This window comes from Nocardioides allogilvus (genome assembly GCF_003047285.1).
Lineage (GTDB): Bacteria > Actinomycetota > Actinomycetes > Propionibacteriales > Nocardioidaceae > Nocardioides > Nocardioides allogilvus.
Genome location: NZ_PZYX01000002.1, coordinates 351,221 through 368,792, shown reverse-complemented (window position 1 = coordinate 368,792; position 17,572 = coordinate 351,221). Strand labels below are relative to the sequence as shown.

Sequence of the window (17,572 nt, the reverse complement as noted above, 5' to 3'; positions counted from 1 at the left end):
TCACCCCGCGGCCCGCCGAGAGGCTCGGTCCTGACCGGTCAGCATCGGCTCGATGAACGTGGCGAAGTCCTTCGCCATGCGCTGCGGCGGGCGGGACCGGGCGGCGTCGAGCGACGACGCGTGCGCAGCCCTCGCCCGCTCGGGGTCGTCGACGAGCTCGCTGATCGTCGAGCGCAGGGTCTCCTTCAGGGAGCGGTCGTCGCGCGGGTTGAACAGGCGCACGTGTGGCTCGTCGGCGAGGTCGAGCAGCGCACCGGTGCGTGGGCCGACGATCGGCAGGCCGAAGGTCTGCGCGAGCCAGAAGACGCCGGAGTTGAGGATGCGGGAGTAGGGCAGCACCGCGAGGTCGGCGGCGCCGAACCACACCTGCAGCTGGTCGTCGGGCACGTGCGAGAACTCCGAGAGCACCCGTGAGGACTGCTCGCAGCGTCGCTGCAGGCCGGCCGTCTCCTCGTTGGCGGCGGGCTTGCCAGCCACCAGCAGGTGGAGGCTGGCGTCCTCCTCGGCGAGCTCGTGGAAGACGTCGAGCAGCCGCCCCAGGCCCTTGTAGGGCCGGATGCCGCCCAGGGCGACCAGCACCTTGTCCTGCGAGGACAGCCCGAGCTGGGCGCGGGCCGCGTCACGGCTGATCCAGTCGGGATATTGCCCGACATAGCTCGAGTGCTCGATGACCACGACGCGGCGCGGGTCGAGGCGAAGCACCTCGGAGGCCTGGCGCGCGGTGATCTCGGACAGCGCGTGGATCGCGTCGGCCCGGTCGGCCAGGAGCTGCGCCAGCTGGGTCTCGGCCCAGACGTGGCGCGCCTCGTGCGGCAGGACGTTGTGCAGCGTCCACACCAGTCGACCGCCCGCGGTGCGGAACTTGTGCAAGGCGGCGCTGAAGCGGTCGAGCTCGATGGCAGCCCGGAAGGGGCCGGTGGCGTACTGCAGGATCGGCGTCGTCCAGTGGATGTTGAGGATCCCCGGGACCGACGCGACCGAGCGGTTCTCGAGGTGCTCGATCACGTCGCTGACGGCCTTCGGATAGGCATCGACGGAGCCGAGCCCGGCGAAGAGCATCCCCTGGTAGGGGTTGGCGCGGTTGTAGTCCGGGAAGTAGTGCAGTGCCCGCTGGGGTGGCGGCGTCGACTGGTCGCGTCGCCCGGTGGCCACACAGTCCTCGAGCTCGCGCGCCCGCAGGTCCCACGTGTGCTCGCGCGCGACGCGCTCGCGCAGGTCGGCGACGAGGGAGCCGATCTCCTCGGGGTCGGCCAGCAGCGACGTGATCAGGTCACCCAGTCCCTCCGAGGTCGTGTAGGTCGGGACCTCGAGCCCCGCCTCGGTGGCGCCCAGCCTGGAGTTGACGATCGGCAGCGAGCCGCACGCGATGCTCTCGAAGAAGTGGGCCGGCATCGTGGCATCGCCGACCGCGGTGCTGGGCAGCTCGATCACCGTCAGGGCGGAGCGGGTCAGCACCTCGGGGGCGCGCAGCCAGGCGATGGGCTCCTCGAGCCGGCCGAGGAGGCTGGAGCGCATGTTGCGCTGCGGCTCGGCATAGACGGTCAGGGGCACGGTGAACCGCACGTCGTTGATCAGCGGCTGGATCGCACGGCCGCGTTCGACGTACACGCCCAGGCTGGCGACGCCGTCGCGCGCTTCGGTGTCGGGCTCGCGAGGCGCGAAGAGCTCGGTGTCGGCGGCGTTGCGCAGCACGTCGAGCCGGCCGGCGGAGGTCGTCGACAGCAGGCTGCGGCCCACCTCGGAGCCGACCAGGACCTGGTCGTAGGCCATCAGGTGGTCGAGCTCGGCCCAGGCCTCGACGTCGCTGTGCGCCCACGCCATCCGCCAGGCGCCGGCCGGAGCCTGGGAGGGATCGGCGTCGGGGGTGGTCGCGATCCAGATGTCGGCGGCTCCGCCGAGGTGCCACCGGTGGCGGGGGACGAGCCGCACGCCGTAGCCACGGTCGGCCAGCGCGAGCCCGAGCCCCGCGGCCGCGATCAGGTCGGGGGTGGCGTGGCGCAGGTCGACGGAGTGCACGAAGAACAGCACGCGCTCGCTGTCGCCGGTCGCGAGCTCGCCGTCGATGAGCTGGCGGTAGGCCGCGCGCCGCCGGTCGACGGAGGAGAGCTCCTCCGCGTCGTGAGGCGAGGTCGAGCCGGGGCTCATGCGGGGTCCCCGTGGCGTTGTTCGGAGGAGCGAAGCGGGGGAGAAGAACGTCGTGGGGTGCTCATGCGCCGTCCTTGCGGCGACGTGCCCGCTCGACCACGGTTGCCACGGCGCGTACGGCGCGAGAGTCGCGGGCCAGGAAGAGGTCCTGCTCGAGCGAGGCGACCTGGTCCTGGGCGAGGTCGCGCTCGCGCGAGACCTGGGCGACGCGGGCGCGGAGCAGGACGTTCTTGTGGCGTAGCCGTTGCAGGCGCTCCTGGAGGTCGTTGACCTGACGGTCCATCGAGAGCAGCTCGTCCTTGCCGGACTGCATCTCCCGGGCGATGGTGGCGCGCTCCCGGGCGAGCAGCTCACGGGTGCGCTCGAGCTCGTGGGCGAGTCGGCGGACCTCGGCGGCGCTCGCCTCGTCGGCGTCGGGGGACTGCGGCCGGGCGGTGGTGAACGAGGGGAAGCGCGCGACCGTGATGTGGCGGCGCTCGTCGAGTGCCACGGCGGCGTCGGACTCGAGCACGAACCCGGCCGAGGCGATCGGTCCGCTGAGGTCGCGGACACCGGAGACGACGACGAGCGCGCCCGGCACCAGGGCGCCGGTGCCGAGGGTGCGGAAGAACTGGTCGGCGTCGTGGCTCTCGTCGAGGACGTCCTCGACGACCACGACGTCGACGGGCGCGACCAGGAAGGGCTGTGCCCAGTCGTCCACGGCGTCGCGACGGCCCACGTCGGGACCCCACTGCTCGTCCGGCTCGGCGGGCCAGCGCAGGCACTCGACCTCCCGGTCGTGCTCCTGCGCGAGCCGGACCGGCACCGTCGAGGCATCGAGCGCGATGTGCAGGACACGCGGGCCACCGGCGAGCGTCCGCTCGATCACGGTGGCGACGTCGTCTCGGCCCTTGGTCGTCATCGGTCGCTCACCTCGGTCCCCTTGTCGGTCGCGACGGCGAGCTCCTCGCCGCGCTCCACATCGTCCGGCCACGGCACGTGTGAGACAGCATCATTGCGCCCGTCACGTCCGGCGCGCGCGTCGGTGGCCGCGAGCTCGACCAGCGAGTCGAACTCGTCGAGCCACTCGGGTGCCGCGGCGGCGACCTTGCGGCGCCAGTTCTTGAGCCACTTGCCCTCGAGCTGGCCCAGTGCGGCCTCACCGTCGCCGCCGAGCGCGCGCTCGACGAACAGGTAGCGGTTCCGCGTCATGTAGTAGAGGTGGTACGGCGACGGCAGCGCCCCGCTCGAGCGTTGGTGGTGCACCATGCGCGCCCGCTGCTCGACCATGACCCGCCAGCCGGCGCGGCGGACGTCGCGACACCAGTGGGTCTCCTCGAAGTAGAGGAAGTAGTCCTCCGGCAGCAGCCCGACCGTCTCCAGCACGGTCCGGCGGGTGAGGAGCGACGCCCCGGTGACGTAGTCGACGTCGCGCGCGACGGGGGCGCTGACCTTGGCCAGCTCGCGGCCCTGGTGCACGTGTCGTGTCTCGCCCGCCTTGGCCTCGTCGACGATGCCGCCGTCGAACCAGACCGTCTCGGGGGCGCCGGGGGCGGCCGGTTGCACGATCCGGGGCCCGACCACGCCGCAGTCGGGCACGTCGGCGAGCAGCTCCAGCAGGCGCGGCAGCGTCTCGGGCTCGATCCGGGTGTCGGGGTTGAGCAGCCAGACGAACTCGTTGCCGCGCTCCAGGCAGTGCCGGATGCCGACGTTGGAGCCGCTGGCATAGCCGATGTTGCCGCCGCTCGACAGCACGACTGCACGGTCGCCCACGAGCGCACGCAGGGTCGCCAGTGACTGCGCGGAGGCCGAGTTGTCCACCACGACGACGTCCATGTCGAGGTCGTGCGAGGCCTCGAGGGACGCGATGCAGCCGACGGTGTCCTCGGCGCTGTCGTGATTGACGAGTACGACGCCGGTGCGCGCCGTGCGATCGGCGCTGCTTCCGGTCATGCGGGGGAGTGTATCGATGAGCGGCCGCTGTGCGCCCGGGCGGCGTCGTTCATGCGGACGTAACACCACGACGAAATCTGTTGCCCGAACGCAACATGAAGCGGCGAGCGGTGAAACGTCGCGCGGTCAGGGTTCTCGTATCAGGTGGACCCGTGCACGACACCGTCGTCGCGCAGGCGTGGCCCACCCCCGAACGTTCCCTGGAGGTTCTGTGGACGGCTACTACGCGTTCATGCTGATCGCGACTGCCTTTGTGCTGATGATGACCGTGCCTGCCCTGGCACTCTTCTACGGCGGCATGTCGCGATCGAAGTCCGTGCTCAACATGATCATGATGTCGTTCATCGCGGCAGCCATCGTCGGCATCCTGTACGTCGCGGTCGGCTGGTCGATGGGTTTCGGGGGCGAGGGCACGTTCTTCGCCAACCCCTTCGAGCTGTTCTGGCTCGACGGCGTCACGACCGACAACTACATCTACGTGATGTTCCAGATGACCTTCGCGATCATCACCGCCGCGCTGATCAGCGGTGCCGTCGCGGACCGGCTGAAGTTCTCGGCCTGGGTGGTCTTCCTGCCCCTGTGGGCCGTCATCGTCTACTTCCCGATGGCGCACATGGTCTTCAGCTGCACCGATGACTCGCTCATCTGCGGCCGCATCGGCGCCCAGGACTACGCCGGGGGTACGGCGGTCCACATCAACGCCGGTGTCGCGGCGCTGGTCCTGGTGCTGCTGCTCGGCAAGCGGATCGGCTGGCCCAAGGAGCAGATGCGCCCGCACAACCTGACGCTGACCATGCTCGGCGCGGGCATGCTGTGGCTCGGCTGGTACGGCTTCAACGTCGGCTCGATCGTCTTCGGCACGACCTTCGACGAGGACCCGACCGCGTTCCTCGCGCAGTTCTACTCCGAGACGGGTCGCACGTTCGCCAACACCACGCTGGCCACCTTCGCCGCGATCCTCGGCTGGCTGCTCATCGAGCGCCTGCTGCACGGCAAGGCCACCTCGCTCGGTGCCGCATCCGGCATCGTGGCGGGTCTCGTCGCCATCACCCCCGCGGCCGGCGCCGTCGACATCGAGGGCGCGGTGGCGATCGGCTTCATCGCCGGTGGCCTGTGCGCCTGGGCCGTCAGCCTGAAGTACAGGCTCGGCTACGACGACTCGCTCGACGTGGTCGGCGTGCACCTGGTCGGCGGCATCGTCGGCACGGTCCTGATCGGCCTGTTCTCCACCTCCGAGGGTGCCGGCGGCATCGACGGCCTCCTGTACGGCGGCGGGTTCGGCTCGCTGGGTGACCAGTCCTTGGGTGTCTTGGTCGCGGTCGTCTACTCGGGCGTGCTGACCACGATCATCGGCCTGGCCATCAAGTACACGATCGGGTTGCGCCTCGACGAGGAGGACGAGGTCAACGGCATCGACCTTGCCGAGCACGGCGAGTCCGCCTACGACCTGCACAGCGGCAGCAGCGGGGGCGGCAAGAGCGTCCTGGCCGCGAGCACCTCCAGCACCTCGAGCACCGAAGGAGCCAACGCATGAAGCTCGTCACCGCAGTGATCAAGCCCCACAAGTGGGAGGACGTCCGCGAGGCGCTGGAGACCTTCGGCGTCACGGGGATGACCGTCTCCGAGGTCAGCGGCTACGGCCGGCAGAAGGGGCACACCGAGGTCTACCGCGGTGCGGAGTACGACATCGCCCTGGTGCCCAAGATCCGCCTCGAGATCGTCGTGGACGACGCCGACGCCGAGGACGTCGTCGGCATCGTCGTCAAGACCGCCCAGACGGGACGGATCGGCGACGGCAAGGTCTGGGTCAGCCCGGTCGAGACCGTGGTCCGCGTCCGCACGGGGGACAAGGACGAAGCAGCGATCTGATCGAGCGCGTGAGCCACTGCCCCGCCGGGATGGTCCGGCGGGGCAGCGGGCCGCGTTCATTTACCTGTCTGAAACACACAGTGTCGGTGTGTGAAACGCGAGGCACGGAAGGTGACGTCCCATGACTTCCCTCGACTCCGGTGACACCGCCTGGCTCCTGGTCTCCGCGGCCCTGGTCCTGCTGATGGCCCCCGGCCTGGCCCTGTTCTACGGCGGCATGGTCCGCTCCAAGGGCGTGCTGAACATGATGATGATGACGTTCGGCTCGCTCGCCGTCATCACGGTCGTGTGGGTGCTCGTCGGCTACTCGCTCGCGTTCGGCGACGACCTCGGCGGCGGCCTGGTCGGCGACCCGCGGCAATACGCCGGCCTCTCCTCCCTGATGTCCGAGGACAGCAACACCGGCACCGTCCCGCACATCCTGTTCGCGGTCTTCCAGGGACTGTTCTGCGTCATCACTGGTGCTCTCGTCTCCGGAGCGATCGCCGACCGGGCCCGCTTCGGTGCCTGGATGGTGTTCGTGACCGTGTGGACCCTGCTGGTCTATGCGCCCGTCGCGCACTGGGTCTTCGACTTCTCCGCCGGTGACCACACCGGCGGCTGGATCGCCAACCGGCTCGGTGCCATCGACTTCGCCGGCGGCATGGCCGTCGAGATCTGCTCCGGCGCCTCCGCCCTCGCCCTGGCCCTCGTCCTCGGCCCCCGCCTCGGCTTCGGCAAGGACCCGATGCGCCCCCACAACCTGACGTTGGTCATGCTCGGCGCCGGCCTGCTGTGGGTCGGCTGGTTCGGCTTCAACGCCGGCTCCGCACTCGCCGCCAACCAGTCCGCCGCGATCGTCTTCACCACGACCCTGGTCGCCGGCGCGGCCGGTGCCCTCGGCTGGCTCGCGCTGGAGCGCGTCCGCGACGGGCACGCGACGTCCCTGGGTGCGGCCTCCGGACTGGTCGCCGGCCTGGTCGCGATCACGCCGTCGTGCGGATCGGTCACCCCGATCGGCGCCATCGTGATGGGCCTCGTCGCCGGTGTCGTCTGCGCCCTCGCGGTCGGCCTCAAGTACCGCTGGCGCTACGACGACTCGCTCGACGTCGTCGGCGTGCACCTCGTCGGCGGCCTGGTCGGCACCTTCGGGATCGGCCTGCTCGCGTCCGCGGCCGCACCGACGGGCGTCGACGGCCTGTTGTACGGCGGAGGCGCGGACCAGCTCGGCAAGCAGCTCGTCGGCGGTGGGGCCGTCCTGGTCTACGCGTTCGTCGTGTCCGGCATCATCGGTCTCGTGGTCGACAAGGTCATGGGCTTCCGGATCCACGAGGAGCACGAGATCAGCGGCATCGACCTGATCATCCACGCCGAGACGGCCTACGACCTGCACGCCACTGCGGGAACCCGTTCGGGCTCCTCGTTCCTGGACAACCTGACCCGTCACGACGACAACGAACAGAGGGACCGGCCATGAAGCTCGTCACTGCAGTCATCAAGCCGCACAAGTGGGAGGACGTCCGCGCCGCCCTGGAGACCGTCGGCGTCACCGGGATGACCGTCTCCGAGGTCAGCGGCTACGGCCGGCAAAAGGGTCACACCGAGGTCTACCGCGGTGCGGAGTACGACATCGCCCTGGTGCCCAAGATCCGCATCGAGATCGTCGTGGACGACGCCGATGCCGACGACGTGGTCTCGACGATCGTGGCGTCCGCGCAGACGGGTCGCATCGGCGACGGCAAGGTCTGGGTGGCCCCCGTCGAGTCCGTCGTGCGGGTCCGCACCGGTGAGCGCGACGAGGGCGCGATCTGACCCGATGACGGCCATCGAGCGCACCGCGCGAACGGCTGCTGCCGACGAGCTCTGCCGAGCGGCGTACGACAAGGCGGGTGGTCCCGAGACCGGTGTCGCCCTGATCGCGGCGGGCGGTTTCGGCCGAGGTGAGCTCGCGCCCCAGTCCGACCTGGACGTCGTGCTCGTGCACGACGACGCAGTCGAGCTCGGGGAGGTCGCGGAGCAGGTCTGGTATCCGCTCTGGGACTCCGGGTCGCGGCTCGACCACTCGGTGCGCTCGCTCTCGGAGATGACCGCGGCGGCGCAGGAGGACCTCAAGGTCGCGCTCGGACTGCTCGACATCCGCCACCTCGCCGGCGACCCCAACCTGACGTTGCGGCTGCGCACGACGATGCTCGCGGCTTGGCGTCGCCAGGCCCGTGAGCGGCTGCCAGCGCTGCGCGACCTCGTGGCCAAGCGGCACCAGACGGTCGGCGAGCTCGCCCACGTGTCGGTCCCCGACATCAAGGAGGCCGAGGGCGGGTTGCGCGATGCCACCGTGCTCCGGGCGCTCGAGGTGACCTGGCTGGTCGATGCGAGCAGCCCCGAGCTCGAGACGTCCCGGCAGGCGCTGCTCGACTTCCGCGACCTGCTGCACGACGAGACCGGGCGGCCCAGCGACCGCGTCGCTCCGGAGCTGTGGGCACCGCTCGCCGTCCGCCTCGGGCTGCCCGACGCCGAGGCGGCGCAGCGGCACGTGCGCGAGATCGGCCGTCGGCTCAGTCACCTCTCCCGCCTCACCTGGCGCCGCGTCGAGGACGTGCTCGATCGCCCGACCTCGGTGACCGGCGCCCGGCGGCCCTCCCTGCAGCCGATCGCTCCGGGCATCGCGCTGTCGCGCGGCGAGGTCGTGCTGGACGCCAAGGCCCGCCCCGACCGGGACCCGGTGATGCTGCTGCGCGCAGCGGCCGAGGCGGCCGAGCGCGACGTCGTGCTGGCGCCGGCCACGGCCGCTCGGCTCGTGCGCGACTGCCCGCCGCTCCCGGATCCGTGGCCCGAGGAGGCCCGTGACGCACTGGTCAGCCTGCTCGCCAGTGGTCCCGGACTGCTGCCGGTCTGGGAGACGCTGGAGGAGACCGGCGCGCTGACGGGCTTCCTGCCCGAGTGGGAGCGGATCCGCACGCTGCCCCACGCCTCGCCGATCCACCGCTTCACCGTCGACCGTCATGTCATCGAGACCTGCATCGAGGCGTCCACGCTGATCCGCCACGTCGCTCGCCCCGACGTGCTGCTCGTCGCTGCGCTGCTGCACGACATCGGCAAGGGCGAGCTGACCGAGCACTCCGTGGCGGGTGAGCCGATCGCCCGGGCCATCGCCACGCGCATGGGCTTCGACGCCGCCGCCGTCGACCTCATCGCCCTGCTCGTGCGGCACCACCTCCTGCTCTCGGAGATCGCCACGTCCCGCGATCCCGACGACCCGGCGACCGTCGAGGCGCTGCTGGCCAAGGTCTCCGGTGGGGAGGCGCTGGGCCTGCTGCGGTCGCTGACCGAGGCCGACTCGCGCGCTGCCTCCCCGAAGGCGTGGTCCACCTGGCGTGCCGGTCTCATCGACCGCCTGTCCCGGCACGCGCTGGTGTCGGCCGGTGGTGAGCCGCCGCCCGCCGACGCCTCCGACGGCGACGTGCCGGTGCCTGATGCCGTACGCCGCGGGGGAGTGTCCGTCCTCGTCGAGGCCGACCAGGCGGGAGCCCGGGTGACGGTGCTCGCCCCCGACAGGGTGGGCCTGCTGGCGGACGCCGCGGCCGCGCTCGCGCTTCAGCGTGCGACCGTCCGCTCGGCGCGCGCCTGGTCCCAGGAGGACGACGGCCTGGAGGTGGGGGTCTCGGTGTGGGAGGTGGCCGACCCCGACCTCGACCCGGCGGTCCTGCGCACCCGGTTGGTGGCGATCAGCGAGGGACGCGTGGACGCGGTCTCGCGCCTCAGCCGACCGGTGCCGACCAGGCTGGCACCGGTCGTGGTCGTCAGGGCCGACGCGTCGCATCGCGCGACCGTGCTCGAGGTGCGGATGGACGATCGTCCCGGCGTCGTGTGGCTGGTGTGCCACGCGCTGGCCGGACTCGACCTGTCGGTGCGCTCGGCCCACGTGTCCACGCTCGGACCGCAGGCCGTGGACGTGTTCTACGTCCAGGAGCGCGATGCCGGCGCCCTCTCCGAGCAACGGGCGGCGGACGCGGCCCACCACGTGCGTGCCGCACTCCTCGGCACCGTCGAGGCCTGACACCATCGCGGCCATGGCAGCGCAGGGCAGCGGGCAGCACGCGTTCGGGACCCCTGCAGTGGTCGTTCGCGAGATCCCCTCGACCGACGGTTAGGCTTGGCCGATCGCGCGGGGACCCCCTCGCCACCCGCCGTACCACCCGTGAACGACCCCGAGGACTGACCACACGTGTTCGCCACTCTCTCCGACCGGCTCGCCGACACCTTCAAGCACCTGCGCGGCAAGGGCAAGCTGTCCGAGGCCGACATCGACGCGACCGCGCGTGAGATCCGGATCGCGCTGCTCGAGGCCGATGTCGCGCTGCCGGTGGTCAAGGAGTTCGTCGGCGCCGTCAAGGAGCGTGCCCGCAGCGAAGAGGTCAGCGGAGCGCTCAACCCCGCCCAGCAGATCATCAAGATCGTCAACGAGGAGCTCGTCACCATCCTCGGTGGCGAGACGCGTCGCCTGCGCTACGCCAAGACCGGGCCCACCGTCATCATGCTCGCCGGCCTCCAGGGTGCCGGCAAGACGACCCTCGCCGCGAAGCTCGCGCTCTGGCTCAAGGAGCAGGGCAAGACCCCGATCCTGGTGGCGGCCGACCTGCAGCGCCCCAACGCCGTCCAGCAGCTCGAGGTCAACGGCGAGCGAGTCGGCGTGCCCGTCTTCGCGCCCGCTCCCGGCAACGGCGTCGGCGACCCCGTCTGGGTGGCCCGCGAGTCGATCGAGCACGCCAAGCGCAAGCTGCACGACGTCGTCATCATCGACACCGCCGGTCGCCTCGGTGTCGACGCGGAGCTGATGAAGCAGGCCGCCGAGATCCGCGACGCCGTGCAGCCCGACGAGGTGCTCTTCGTCGTCGACGCGATGATCGGCCAGGACGCGGTCACCACCGCCCAGCTGTTCCTCGACGGCGTCGGCTACGACGGCGTCGTGCTCACCAAGCTCGACGGTGACGCCCGCGGTGGTGCGGCGCTCTCGATCGCCTCGATCACCGGCAAACCGGTCATGTTCGCCTCCAACGGCGAGAAGATGACCGACTTCGACCTCTTCCACCCCGACCGCATGGCCTCGCGCATCCTCGACATGGGCGACATGCTCACCCTGATCGAGCAGGCCGAGAAGACCTTCGACGAGAAGGAGTCGCGCCAGGCCGCGGAGAAGCTGCTCCAGACCGGCGACTTCACCCTCGACGACTTCCTCAAGCAGATGCAGCAGCTGCGCAAGCTGGGCTCGATGTCGAAGATCATGGGCATGCTGCCCGGGATGGGCCAGTTCCGCGAGCAGCTCGAGAACTTCGACGAGAAGGAGATCGACCGGATCCAGGCGATCATCCAGTCGATGACGCCGGCCGAGCGTGACAACCCCAAGCTGATCGACGGCTCGCGCCGCTCCCGCATCGCCAAGGGCTCGGGCCGCCAGGTCTCCGACGTCAACCAGCTCGTCGACCGCTTCTTCGAGGCGAAGAAGATGATGAAGCAGATGATGGGCGGCGGCGGCATGCCCGGTATGCCCGGCATGCCTGGTGCGGGCGTTGTCGGCGCCGGCAAGCGCGGCAAGCAGGCGCCGAAGAAGAAGGGCAAGCGTTCTTCGGGCAACCCCGCCAAGGCAGCGCAGGAGGCGGCCACAGCCAAGGCCGCCGCAGCCGAGAAGGCCGCCAACCCCTTCGGCAACGCCGGCGAGGACATCGACTACGAGAAGGCAGCGGCCGCGCTCGACCTGCCCAAGGACTTCTCCAAGTTCCTCAAGTGACCGGTCGCGCTGACGTCATGGGAACTGGTCGTTCGAACGACCACTGCTCATGACGTCCGTGTTGGTCGTCGACGCGGCCAACGTGGTCGGCTCGGTCCCCGACGGCTGGTGGAAGGACCGCGCCGGCGCCGCACGCCGGCTGCACGAGCGCCTGCTCGTGGGGGACACGTCGTACGACGCCATCGTGCTGGTGCTCGAGGGCGGTGCGAAGGCGGGTGTGCGACCCGGGCGCGACCAGCACGTGCGCACCGTGCACGCGCCCCGCGACGGCGACAGCGCGATCATCGCCGAGGTCGCCGCGGCCCGTGACAAGGGCGACAGCGTCGTGCTGATCAGCGCCGACCACGTGTTGCGGGGGCGCTGCGAGGGACTCGGCGCCCGGGCGATGAGCCCGTCATGGTTGCTCGACCAGATCTGATCGCGGGCCCTCGAGGCGCAGGTTCCTGATGGCCGGGACGGACAGGCCGACGAGCATGACCAGGATGCACAGCGCGACGCTGCCGAGCTCGACGCCACGGATGCCGAACTGGCTCGACAACGGGCCGACCAGCACCTGTCCGATCGGCATCGCGACGAAGGAGAAGAACCCGTCGATCGCCATGATCCGCGACAGCATGTGCTCGGGGACCTTCTCCTGGACCGTCAGGTTCCAGGCCAGCCCGAGGGCGCTGAGCGCGGCGCCGGCGATGAAGAAGGCCACGGCGAGCGCGGCGGTGTTGACCCAGGTCCCGAGGAGCAGCATCGGGGTGGACATCACGGCGAAGCCGATCATGATCACCCACATCGGTCGACGGATGGTGATCCGCACCAGGACGAGGGTCCCGACGAAGAGTCCGACCGCCTGGCCGGACACCGCAAGGCCCCAGCCCTGGCTGCCGATCGTGTCGTCGGCGACCACGGGGCCGAGGACGTAGATCGAGCCGCTGATCAGGGCGTTGAACACGAGTGCGCAGCACGAGGCCGGGATCACCCAGCCGAGCTGGCGGGCGAAGGACCACCCGACGACGAAGTCGCCGATGACGCTGGTCCGACGCTCGGGCCGTTCGCCGAACGGCAGCCGGACCAGGCTCAGGAACACCGCTGCCACGACGTACGTCGCCGCGTCGATCGCCAACGCCCAGCCCGGTCCGACGGTGGCGACCAAGATGCCGGACAGCACGGGGCCACCGATCCGCAGCAGCGCGTCGGACTGGCCGATCAGCAGGAAGCCCGACTTGCGCTCCTCGGGAGGCAGCAGGATCGGCACCATCCCGTGGAACGCCGGATAGCTGACCGCGAACACCGTCCCGCTCACGAACGAGAGTGCGACGAGGTGCCACACCTCGGCCCGGTCGGTGAGCACCAGGGTCGCGGTGATCGCCTGGACGGTTCCCTGGATCAGGTTGCACCCGCGCAGGACCGCTGCCCGGGGCAGCCGGTCCGCCAGGGCGCCGCCGATGAGCATGAACGCGACCATGGGCACCGTCGAGGCCGCCGCGACCAGGCCCAGGGAGGTGGCGGAGTCGTCGATGTCCAGCACCGCGAAGGCGAGCGCGATCCCCGACATCGAGGAGCCGGCGGTGTTGACGATCTCGCCGAGGAAGAAGTAGCGGAAGTTGGCCACGCGCAGCGGGGAGGCGTGTTCGCGCAGGCTCACCGGCGACACAGTAGGCGCCGGATCCCTCGCGACGCCTCAGCTTTTGACGGCCGGGGACTCGACGCGCGGGCGTGGGCCGGTGGCTGTAGGCCGACCGGTCCGGTCCGTGCGACGAGTCCCCGGTGGTCGTCAGCTCACTTCTTCTTGCTGTCCTCGCAGCTGAAGTCCGAGAGCACGAGCCTGCCGGGCAGGTTGGTGCTCGCGGAGACCAGCATGCCGGTCGACTCCACGTAGAAGTGCTGCGTCGACCCGGTGTTCTTGCTGGGCGCGACCATCGAGTGCACCCCGTCGGTGAAGGTCGCGGTGAGGAGGCCGCTGGCAGCGCCGTGCGTCTGGTTGTTCACGAAGTGCCACACCCCGACCCCGTCCCCGCAGGTCTGGCCGTTGCCGTTGGCGAGGTCGGCGGCGATCGCGGGTGACGCGAGGCCGATCATCGCCGTGGTTGCCACGGCGACCAGGATCTTCTTGTGCTTCATGCTGTTCCCCTGTCTGTTGGACCGCGGGCGACATACGGCCACCGTGACCGCGTCGTCGGCCAGCGGCCTCCGGTAGGACGCCCCACTGTCGTGACGAGGCCGCGCGGTCGAGGTGTGGCGGGGGACAACTAGCCCAATATTGACGAACGGGCCCCGCGAGTGGTCTGGACCAGTTCACGCGGGCGAGGGGCCGACGTCCCCGAGCAGGGCGTACCGGTTCCCCTGCGGGTCGCTCGACAAGGTGAAGTCGACCCAGGTCTCGTTGTTCTCGGTGGTCTCCTCGCGGAACACGGTCCCCTCGTCGGCGACCGCGAAGATGCGGTAGTCGCCGTCGGCGAGCCCGTCGATCTCGATGCTCTGCCCGGGCAGGTCCCAGTTGTAGTGGTCGGCCCAGCCGGGGCTCAGTCCCATCACGAGGTGGGTCGAGTCCTCCTCGCCGCAACCCTTGCGGTCGTAGGTCGGCTCGTCCGAGCCGAGGTCGACCTCGGCTCGCTCGAAGTCGTAGATGCAGAATCCGACCTTGTGGTCGGTGCGTGCCGGCCCCGTGACCTTCCCGGCCTCGTCGAGGGCGAACAGGTGGTAGACGACGTAGCGCTCGACGTGCCAGTGCTCGTGGCCGTCGCCGCCCCAGACCGCCTGTGCGTCGGTGGTGACGTGCTCGGCTCCGCCACCGTCGTACTCGATGTCCTGGGTCAGGACCCAGGAGTCGTCCAGCTGCTTGTCGGCCGTCGCGTGGAAGTCGCCCTCGCCCACGTTGACCAGGGTCGAGCTGAACTCGACCGTCCACGCACCGTCGATCTGCTTGGTGTGGATGTCGGACGGGGGGACGGGCGCGAAGTCGGGCAGGAGCGCGGAGCCGACGGGCTCCTCGGCCCACCTGGCTTCGGCGTCACCGCCACAGCCGGAGAGCAGGGCAACGACGCTGAGGGCAGCGAGCTGCCGGGTGATGCGACTCCCCGCGGGCGGCATGCCGGGATCGTGGCACATCGGCTCGGCCCTCGCGGGTGGATCGACGGACGTGATTGGGTTTGGGTATGCGCGCGCTGAAGTTCTCCGGTCCCGTCCTTCCCGACGGCGAGGTCCGCGACCTCTACGTCGTCGGCGACACCGTCACCTACGAGCCGCAGGCAGGCGCCGACACGGCGGCGCAGGGCTGGATCGTGCCCGGCCTGGTCGACGCGCACTGCCACATCGGCCTCGACGACCACGGGGCGATCTCCGACGCCGAGGCCGAGGCGCAGGCGATCGAGGACCGCGACGCCGGCGCCCTGCTGATCCGCGACTGCGGGTCGGCGGCGGACACGTCGTGGATCCACGACCGCGACGACCTGCCGAGGCTGATCCGCGCCGGGCGCCACATCGCCCGCACCAAGCGCTACATCCGCAACTACGCCCACGAGGTGGAGCCGCCGACCCTGGTCGAGACCGTCGTGCAGGAGGCGCAGCGCGGCGACGGCTGGGTCAAGCTCGTCGGCGACTGGATCTCGCGCGACACCGGCGACCTCGCCCCGTCCTTCCCGGCCGCCGACTTCGCCGAGGCGATCGCCGCCGCCCACCAGCACGGCGCCAAGGTGACCGCACACTGCTTCGGCGAGGCGGTGCTGCCGGTGCTGATCGAGGCTGGCATCGATTGCATCGAGCACGGCACCGGCCTGTCGACCGACCTCGCGGAGACGATGGCAGCACGCGGCATCGCCCTGGTGCCGACCGTCATGCAGATCGCCAAGTTCCCGCAGTACGCCGATGCGGGCCGCGACAAGTTCCCGCAGTACTCCGACCACATGACCGACCTGCACGCCCGCCAGCGCGAGACGATCATGGCCGCCCACGAGCTCGGCGTCGCCCTCTACGCAGGGTCGGACGGCGGGGGAGTGAGCCGCCACGGCAACATCGCCGGCGAGGTGCTGGCCATGCACGAGCTGGGCATGTCGGCCGACTACGCGCTCGGTGCCGCGTCGTGGCGGGCCCGCGAGTGGCTCGGCTGGAACGCGACCCTCACCGAGGGCGCTCCGGCCGACTTCGTGGTCTATCCGCGCGACCCGCTCCTCGACCTGACCGTGCTCCACGAACCGACCACCGTCGTGCTCCGCGGACGCGTGGTGGCCGGCGGCTGACGGGTCCCCAGGTACGGCGAAGGGCGGTCACCCCCACGGGGTGACCGCCCTTCGTGCTCTGCGTCCGGGTCAGGCCGCCGGGGAGGGAGCGGGCTCCTCGGTGGGCTCGGTGTCCTCGGTGGGCTCGAGCTCGGCGCGGGCCTCCTGGAGGTGCGCGCGAGCAGCCTTGATGTCGGCCTTGGTGCTGGTCGCGGTGATGGCCAGCGCGGCCTCCTCGGCGAGGGCGAGGTGCTCGACGGCCTCCGGGTCGGCGGCCGCGGCCTCGGCGAGGCCCTCCGCCTGCTTGAGCACGTTGAGCGCCAGGCGGAAGTTCACCACGCGGAAGGAGCGCAGCTCCTTGCGGGCCGCGCGGGTGTCGAACGTCGTGTCGGCGGCCTCGACCGAGGTCTTGATCCCGGCCAGATCCTCCTGTGCGGCGCCGAGGTTGGCGACGAGCGCACCCTCGGTGTCGTCGGCGAGGCCGGCGACGGCGTTGCTCTCGGCCAAGCGGGCCAGGCGCTTGTCCTTGCCGGCGATGTCCTTGAGCAGCTGCTTGGTCTGGGCCTTGGGTGCTGCCTTGGCGTCACTGGCCGTGGTCGCTTGACCGTCGGCGGCGACCGCCGTCGGGAGCGCCGCGGTCGGGACGGCGAGGGCAGCCGTCGCGACCAGGGTCGCGGTGAGGCGTCGGGTGCGGATCATGGGATCTCCTCGGGGGGTAGGTATCCGTGCGTCATGCATTTCCGTTCGGAAGTCTGCCTTGCGGTCTGCCACGGGACAACCGCGACGATGCTCGTTCCCACCCTCTCGGGGGGTGGAAAGGAGTTGCCGCCCGTGAACATGCTCCGCGAGGCTGGCTGCGTGACGACACCCATCGGCCAGGTCTTCCCGGTCCTCGACCTGCGCGTGAGTGCCGGTGACCTGGAGCTGCGCGGCATCAGCGACGACGACCTCGTGACGCTGGGGGCGTTGGCTGCTCGCGGCATCCACGCGCCCGACCGGATGCCGTTCTCGTTCCCGTGGACGGACGTCGCGCCCGAGGAGCTGCCGCTCAACTTCGCGCAGTACCACTGGCGCACCCGCGCCGACTTCTCGCCGGCGTCGTGGGTGCTCAACCTCGGCGTGTGGTGGCGGGGCGAGCTGGTCGGGGTCCAGGGGGTGACCACGAGCAACTTCGTCGTTCGCCGTACGGGTGAGACCGGGTCGTGGCTCGGTGCCGAGCACCAGGGGCGCGGCCTCGGAACGCTGATGCGCCAGGCCATGTGCGTGCTGCTCTTCGACCACCTCGGCTTCACCGAGATCACGTCCGGTGCCTTCGTCGACAACCCCGCCTCGTTGGCGGTCAGTCGCAAGGTCGGCTACCGCGTCAACGGCACCGAGCGCTACGAGCGGCGCGGCGAGCTCGCGGAGATGACGATGCTCTCCCTGGGCCCCGGCGACCTGGTGCGGCCCGACGTCCCGGTCGAGGTGTCGGGCGCCGAGCCCGTGCGGCGCCTGATCGGGGTCGCGGACTGATCCGCACCGGATTGTTCAGAAGCCAGCAGGACGTGGCAGAATCGCGCGCTGAGTCGCAGCAATGGCAGGGCCCTCTCACCCGGCCGTCGCGGCGCCCCATCGGATGACCCGACCCGGTCCCCACCTGGCGGGGGTCGTTCACACACCA

General features: G+C 70.7%; 16 protein-coding genes. 9 read left to right on the top strand and 7 right to left on the bottom strand.

What is annotated here, in order from left to right; genetic code table 11:
- From C9J87_RS05135 to C9J87_RS05125, 3 genes are all read right to left on the bottom strand, one after another.
- Complete coding sequence (locus tag C9J87_RS05135; RefSeq protein WP_107704893.1) at nucleotides 1-2,145, bottom strand: glycosyltransferase; 2,145 nt, start codon at nucleotides 2,143-2,145, stop codon at nucleotides 1-3.
- A 61-nt stretch (nucleotides 2,146-2,206) separates the two neighbouring features.
- Nucleotides 2,207-3,046, bottom strand: a complete 840-nt coding sequence (locus C9J87_RS05130) for a hypothetical protein (RefSeq protein WP_107704892.1) — start codon at nucleotides 3,044-3,046, stop codon at nucleotides 2,207-2,209.
- Nucleotides 3,043-4,077, bottom strand: coding sequence for a glycosyltransferase family 2 protein (locus C9J87_RS05125; RefSeq protein WP_107704891.1), 1,035 nt, complete (start codon nucleotides 4,075-4,077; stop codon nucleotides 3,043-3,045). Before C9J87_RS05125 ends, C9J87_RS05130 begins: the two co-directional genes overlap by 4 nt.
- 232 nt (nucleotides 4,078-4,309) lie before the next feature.
- On the opposite strand from C9J87_RS05125, the gene C9J87_RS05120 reads away from it, so the two are divergent.
- From C9J87_RS05120 to C9J87_RS05090, 7 genes are all read left to right on the top strand, one after another.
- Nucleotides 4,310-5,611 (top strand): ammonium transporter, encoded by a 1,302-nt coding sequence (locus tag C9J87_RS05120; RefSeq protein WP_198652277.1) that lies wholly within the window; start codon nucleotides 4,310-4,312, stop codon nucleotides 5,609-5,611.
- Nucleotides 5,608-5,946, top strand: a complete 339-nt coding sequence (locus C9J87_RS05115; protein ID WP_010833716.1) for a P-II family nitrogen regulator — start codon at nucleotides 5,608-5,610, stop codon at nucleotides 5,944-5,946. Before C9J87_RS05120 ends, C9J87_RS05115 begins: the two co-directional genes overlap by 4 nt.
- A 121-nt stretch (nucleotides 5,947-6,067) precedes the next feature.
- Entirely contained in the window at nucleotides 6,068-7,402 is a 1,335-nt protein-coding gene (locus tag C9J87_RS05110) for an ammonium transporter (RefSeq protein ID WP_107704889.1), read from the top strand.
- Nucleotides 7,399-7,737, top strand: a complete 339-nt coding sequence (locus C9J87_RS05105; protein WP_107704888.1) for a P-II family nitrogen regulator — start codon at nucleotides 7,399-7,401, stop codon at nucleotides 7,735-7,737. The genes C9J87_RS05110 and C9J87_RS05105 overlap by 4 nt, the downstream gene beginning before the upstream one ends.
- Nucleotides 7,738-7,741: 4 nt before the next feature.
- Nucleotides 7,742-9,979 carry a [protein-PII] uridylyltransferase gene (locus C9J87_RS05100; protein ID WP_157953120.1) on the top strand — a complete coding sequence of 746 codons (2,238 nt, stop codon included), beginning with the start codon at nucleotides 7,742-7,744 and terminating at the stop codon, nucleotides 9,977-9,979.
- 168 nt (nucleotides 9,980-10,147) lie between these two features.
- Entirely contained in the window at nucleotides 10,148-11,707 is a 1,560-nt protein-coding gene (gene ffh, locus C9J87_RS05095; protein WP_010833713.1) for a signal recognition particle protein, read from the top strand.
- A 49-nt stretch (nucleotides 11,708-11,756) separates the two neighbouring features.
- Nucleotides 11,757-12,125, top strand: coding sequence for a hypothetical protein (locus C9J87_RS05090; protein ID WP_010833712.1), 369 nt, complete (start codon nucleotides 11,757-11,759; stop codon nucleotides 12,123-12,125).
- Here C9J87_RS05090 and C9J87_RS05085 read toward each other — a convergent pair.
- The 3 genes from C9J87_RS05085 to C9J87_RS05075 all read right to left on the bottom strand — a co-directional run bounded on the left by C9J87_RS05085 (nucleotide 12,102) and on the right by C9J87_RS05075 (nucleotide 14,806).
- Nucleotides 12,102-13,343, bottom strand: a complete 1,242-nt coding sequence (locus tag C9J87_RS05085; RefSeq protein ID WP_051204221.1) for an MFS transporter — start codon at nucleotides 13,341-13,343, stop codon at nucleotides 12,102-12,104. The genes C9J87_RS05090 and C9J87_RS05085 overlap by 24 nt on opposite strands.
- A gap of 134 nt (nucleotides 13,344-13,477) precedes the next feature.
- Complete coding sequence (locus C9J87_RS05080) at nucleotides 13,478-13,819, bottom strand: hypothetical protein (RefSeq protein ID WP_010833710.1); 342 nt, start codon at nucleotides 13,817-13,819, stop codon at nucleotides 13,478-13,480.
- 174 nt (nucleotides 13,820-13,993) lie between these two features.
- Nucleotides 13,994-14,806: a lysyl oxidase family protein gene (locus C9J87_RS05075; RefSeq protein WP_107704886.1), complete on the bottom strand. Its 813-nt coding sequence runs from the start codon at nucleotides 14,804-14,806 to the stop codon at nucleotides 13,994-13,996.
- A 47-nt stretch (nucleotides 14,807-14,853) separates the two neighbouring features.
- On the opposite strand from C9J87_RS05075, the gene C9J87_RS05070 reads away from it, so the two are divergent.
- A complete protein-coding gene (locus C9J87_RS05070) occupies nucleotides 14,854-15,933 on the top strand; it encodes an amidohydrolase family protein (RefSeq protein WP_107704885.1) in 1,080 nt (359 codons plus the stop codon).
- Nucleotides 15,934-16,002: 69 nt separating this feature from the next.
- On the opposite strand, the gene C9J87_RS05065 is transcribed toward C9J87_RS05070, so the two are convergent.
- Entirely contained in the window at nucleotides 16,003-16,611 is a 609-nt protein-coding gene (locus tag C9J87_RS05065; RefSeq protein WP_107704884.1) for a hypothetical protein, read from the bottom strand.
- Nucleotides 16,612-16,770: 159 nt separating this feature from the next.
- Between C9J87_RS05065 and C9J87_RS05060 the strand changes: the two genes are divergently transcribed.
- Complete coding sequence (locus C9J87_RS05060; RefSeq protein ID WP_232211513.1) at nucleotides 16,771-17,424, top strand: GNAT family N-acetyltransferase; 654 nt, start codon at nucleotides 16,771-16,773, stop codon at nucleotides 17,422-17,424.
- Nucleotides 17,425-17,572 lie beyond the last annotated feature (148 nt).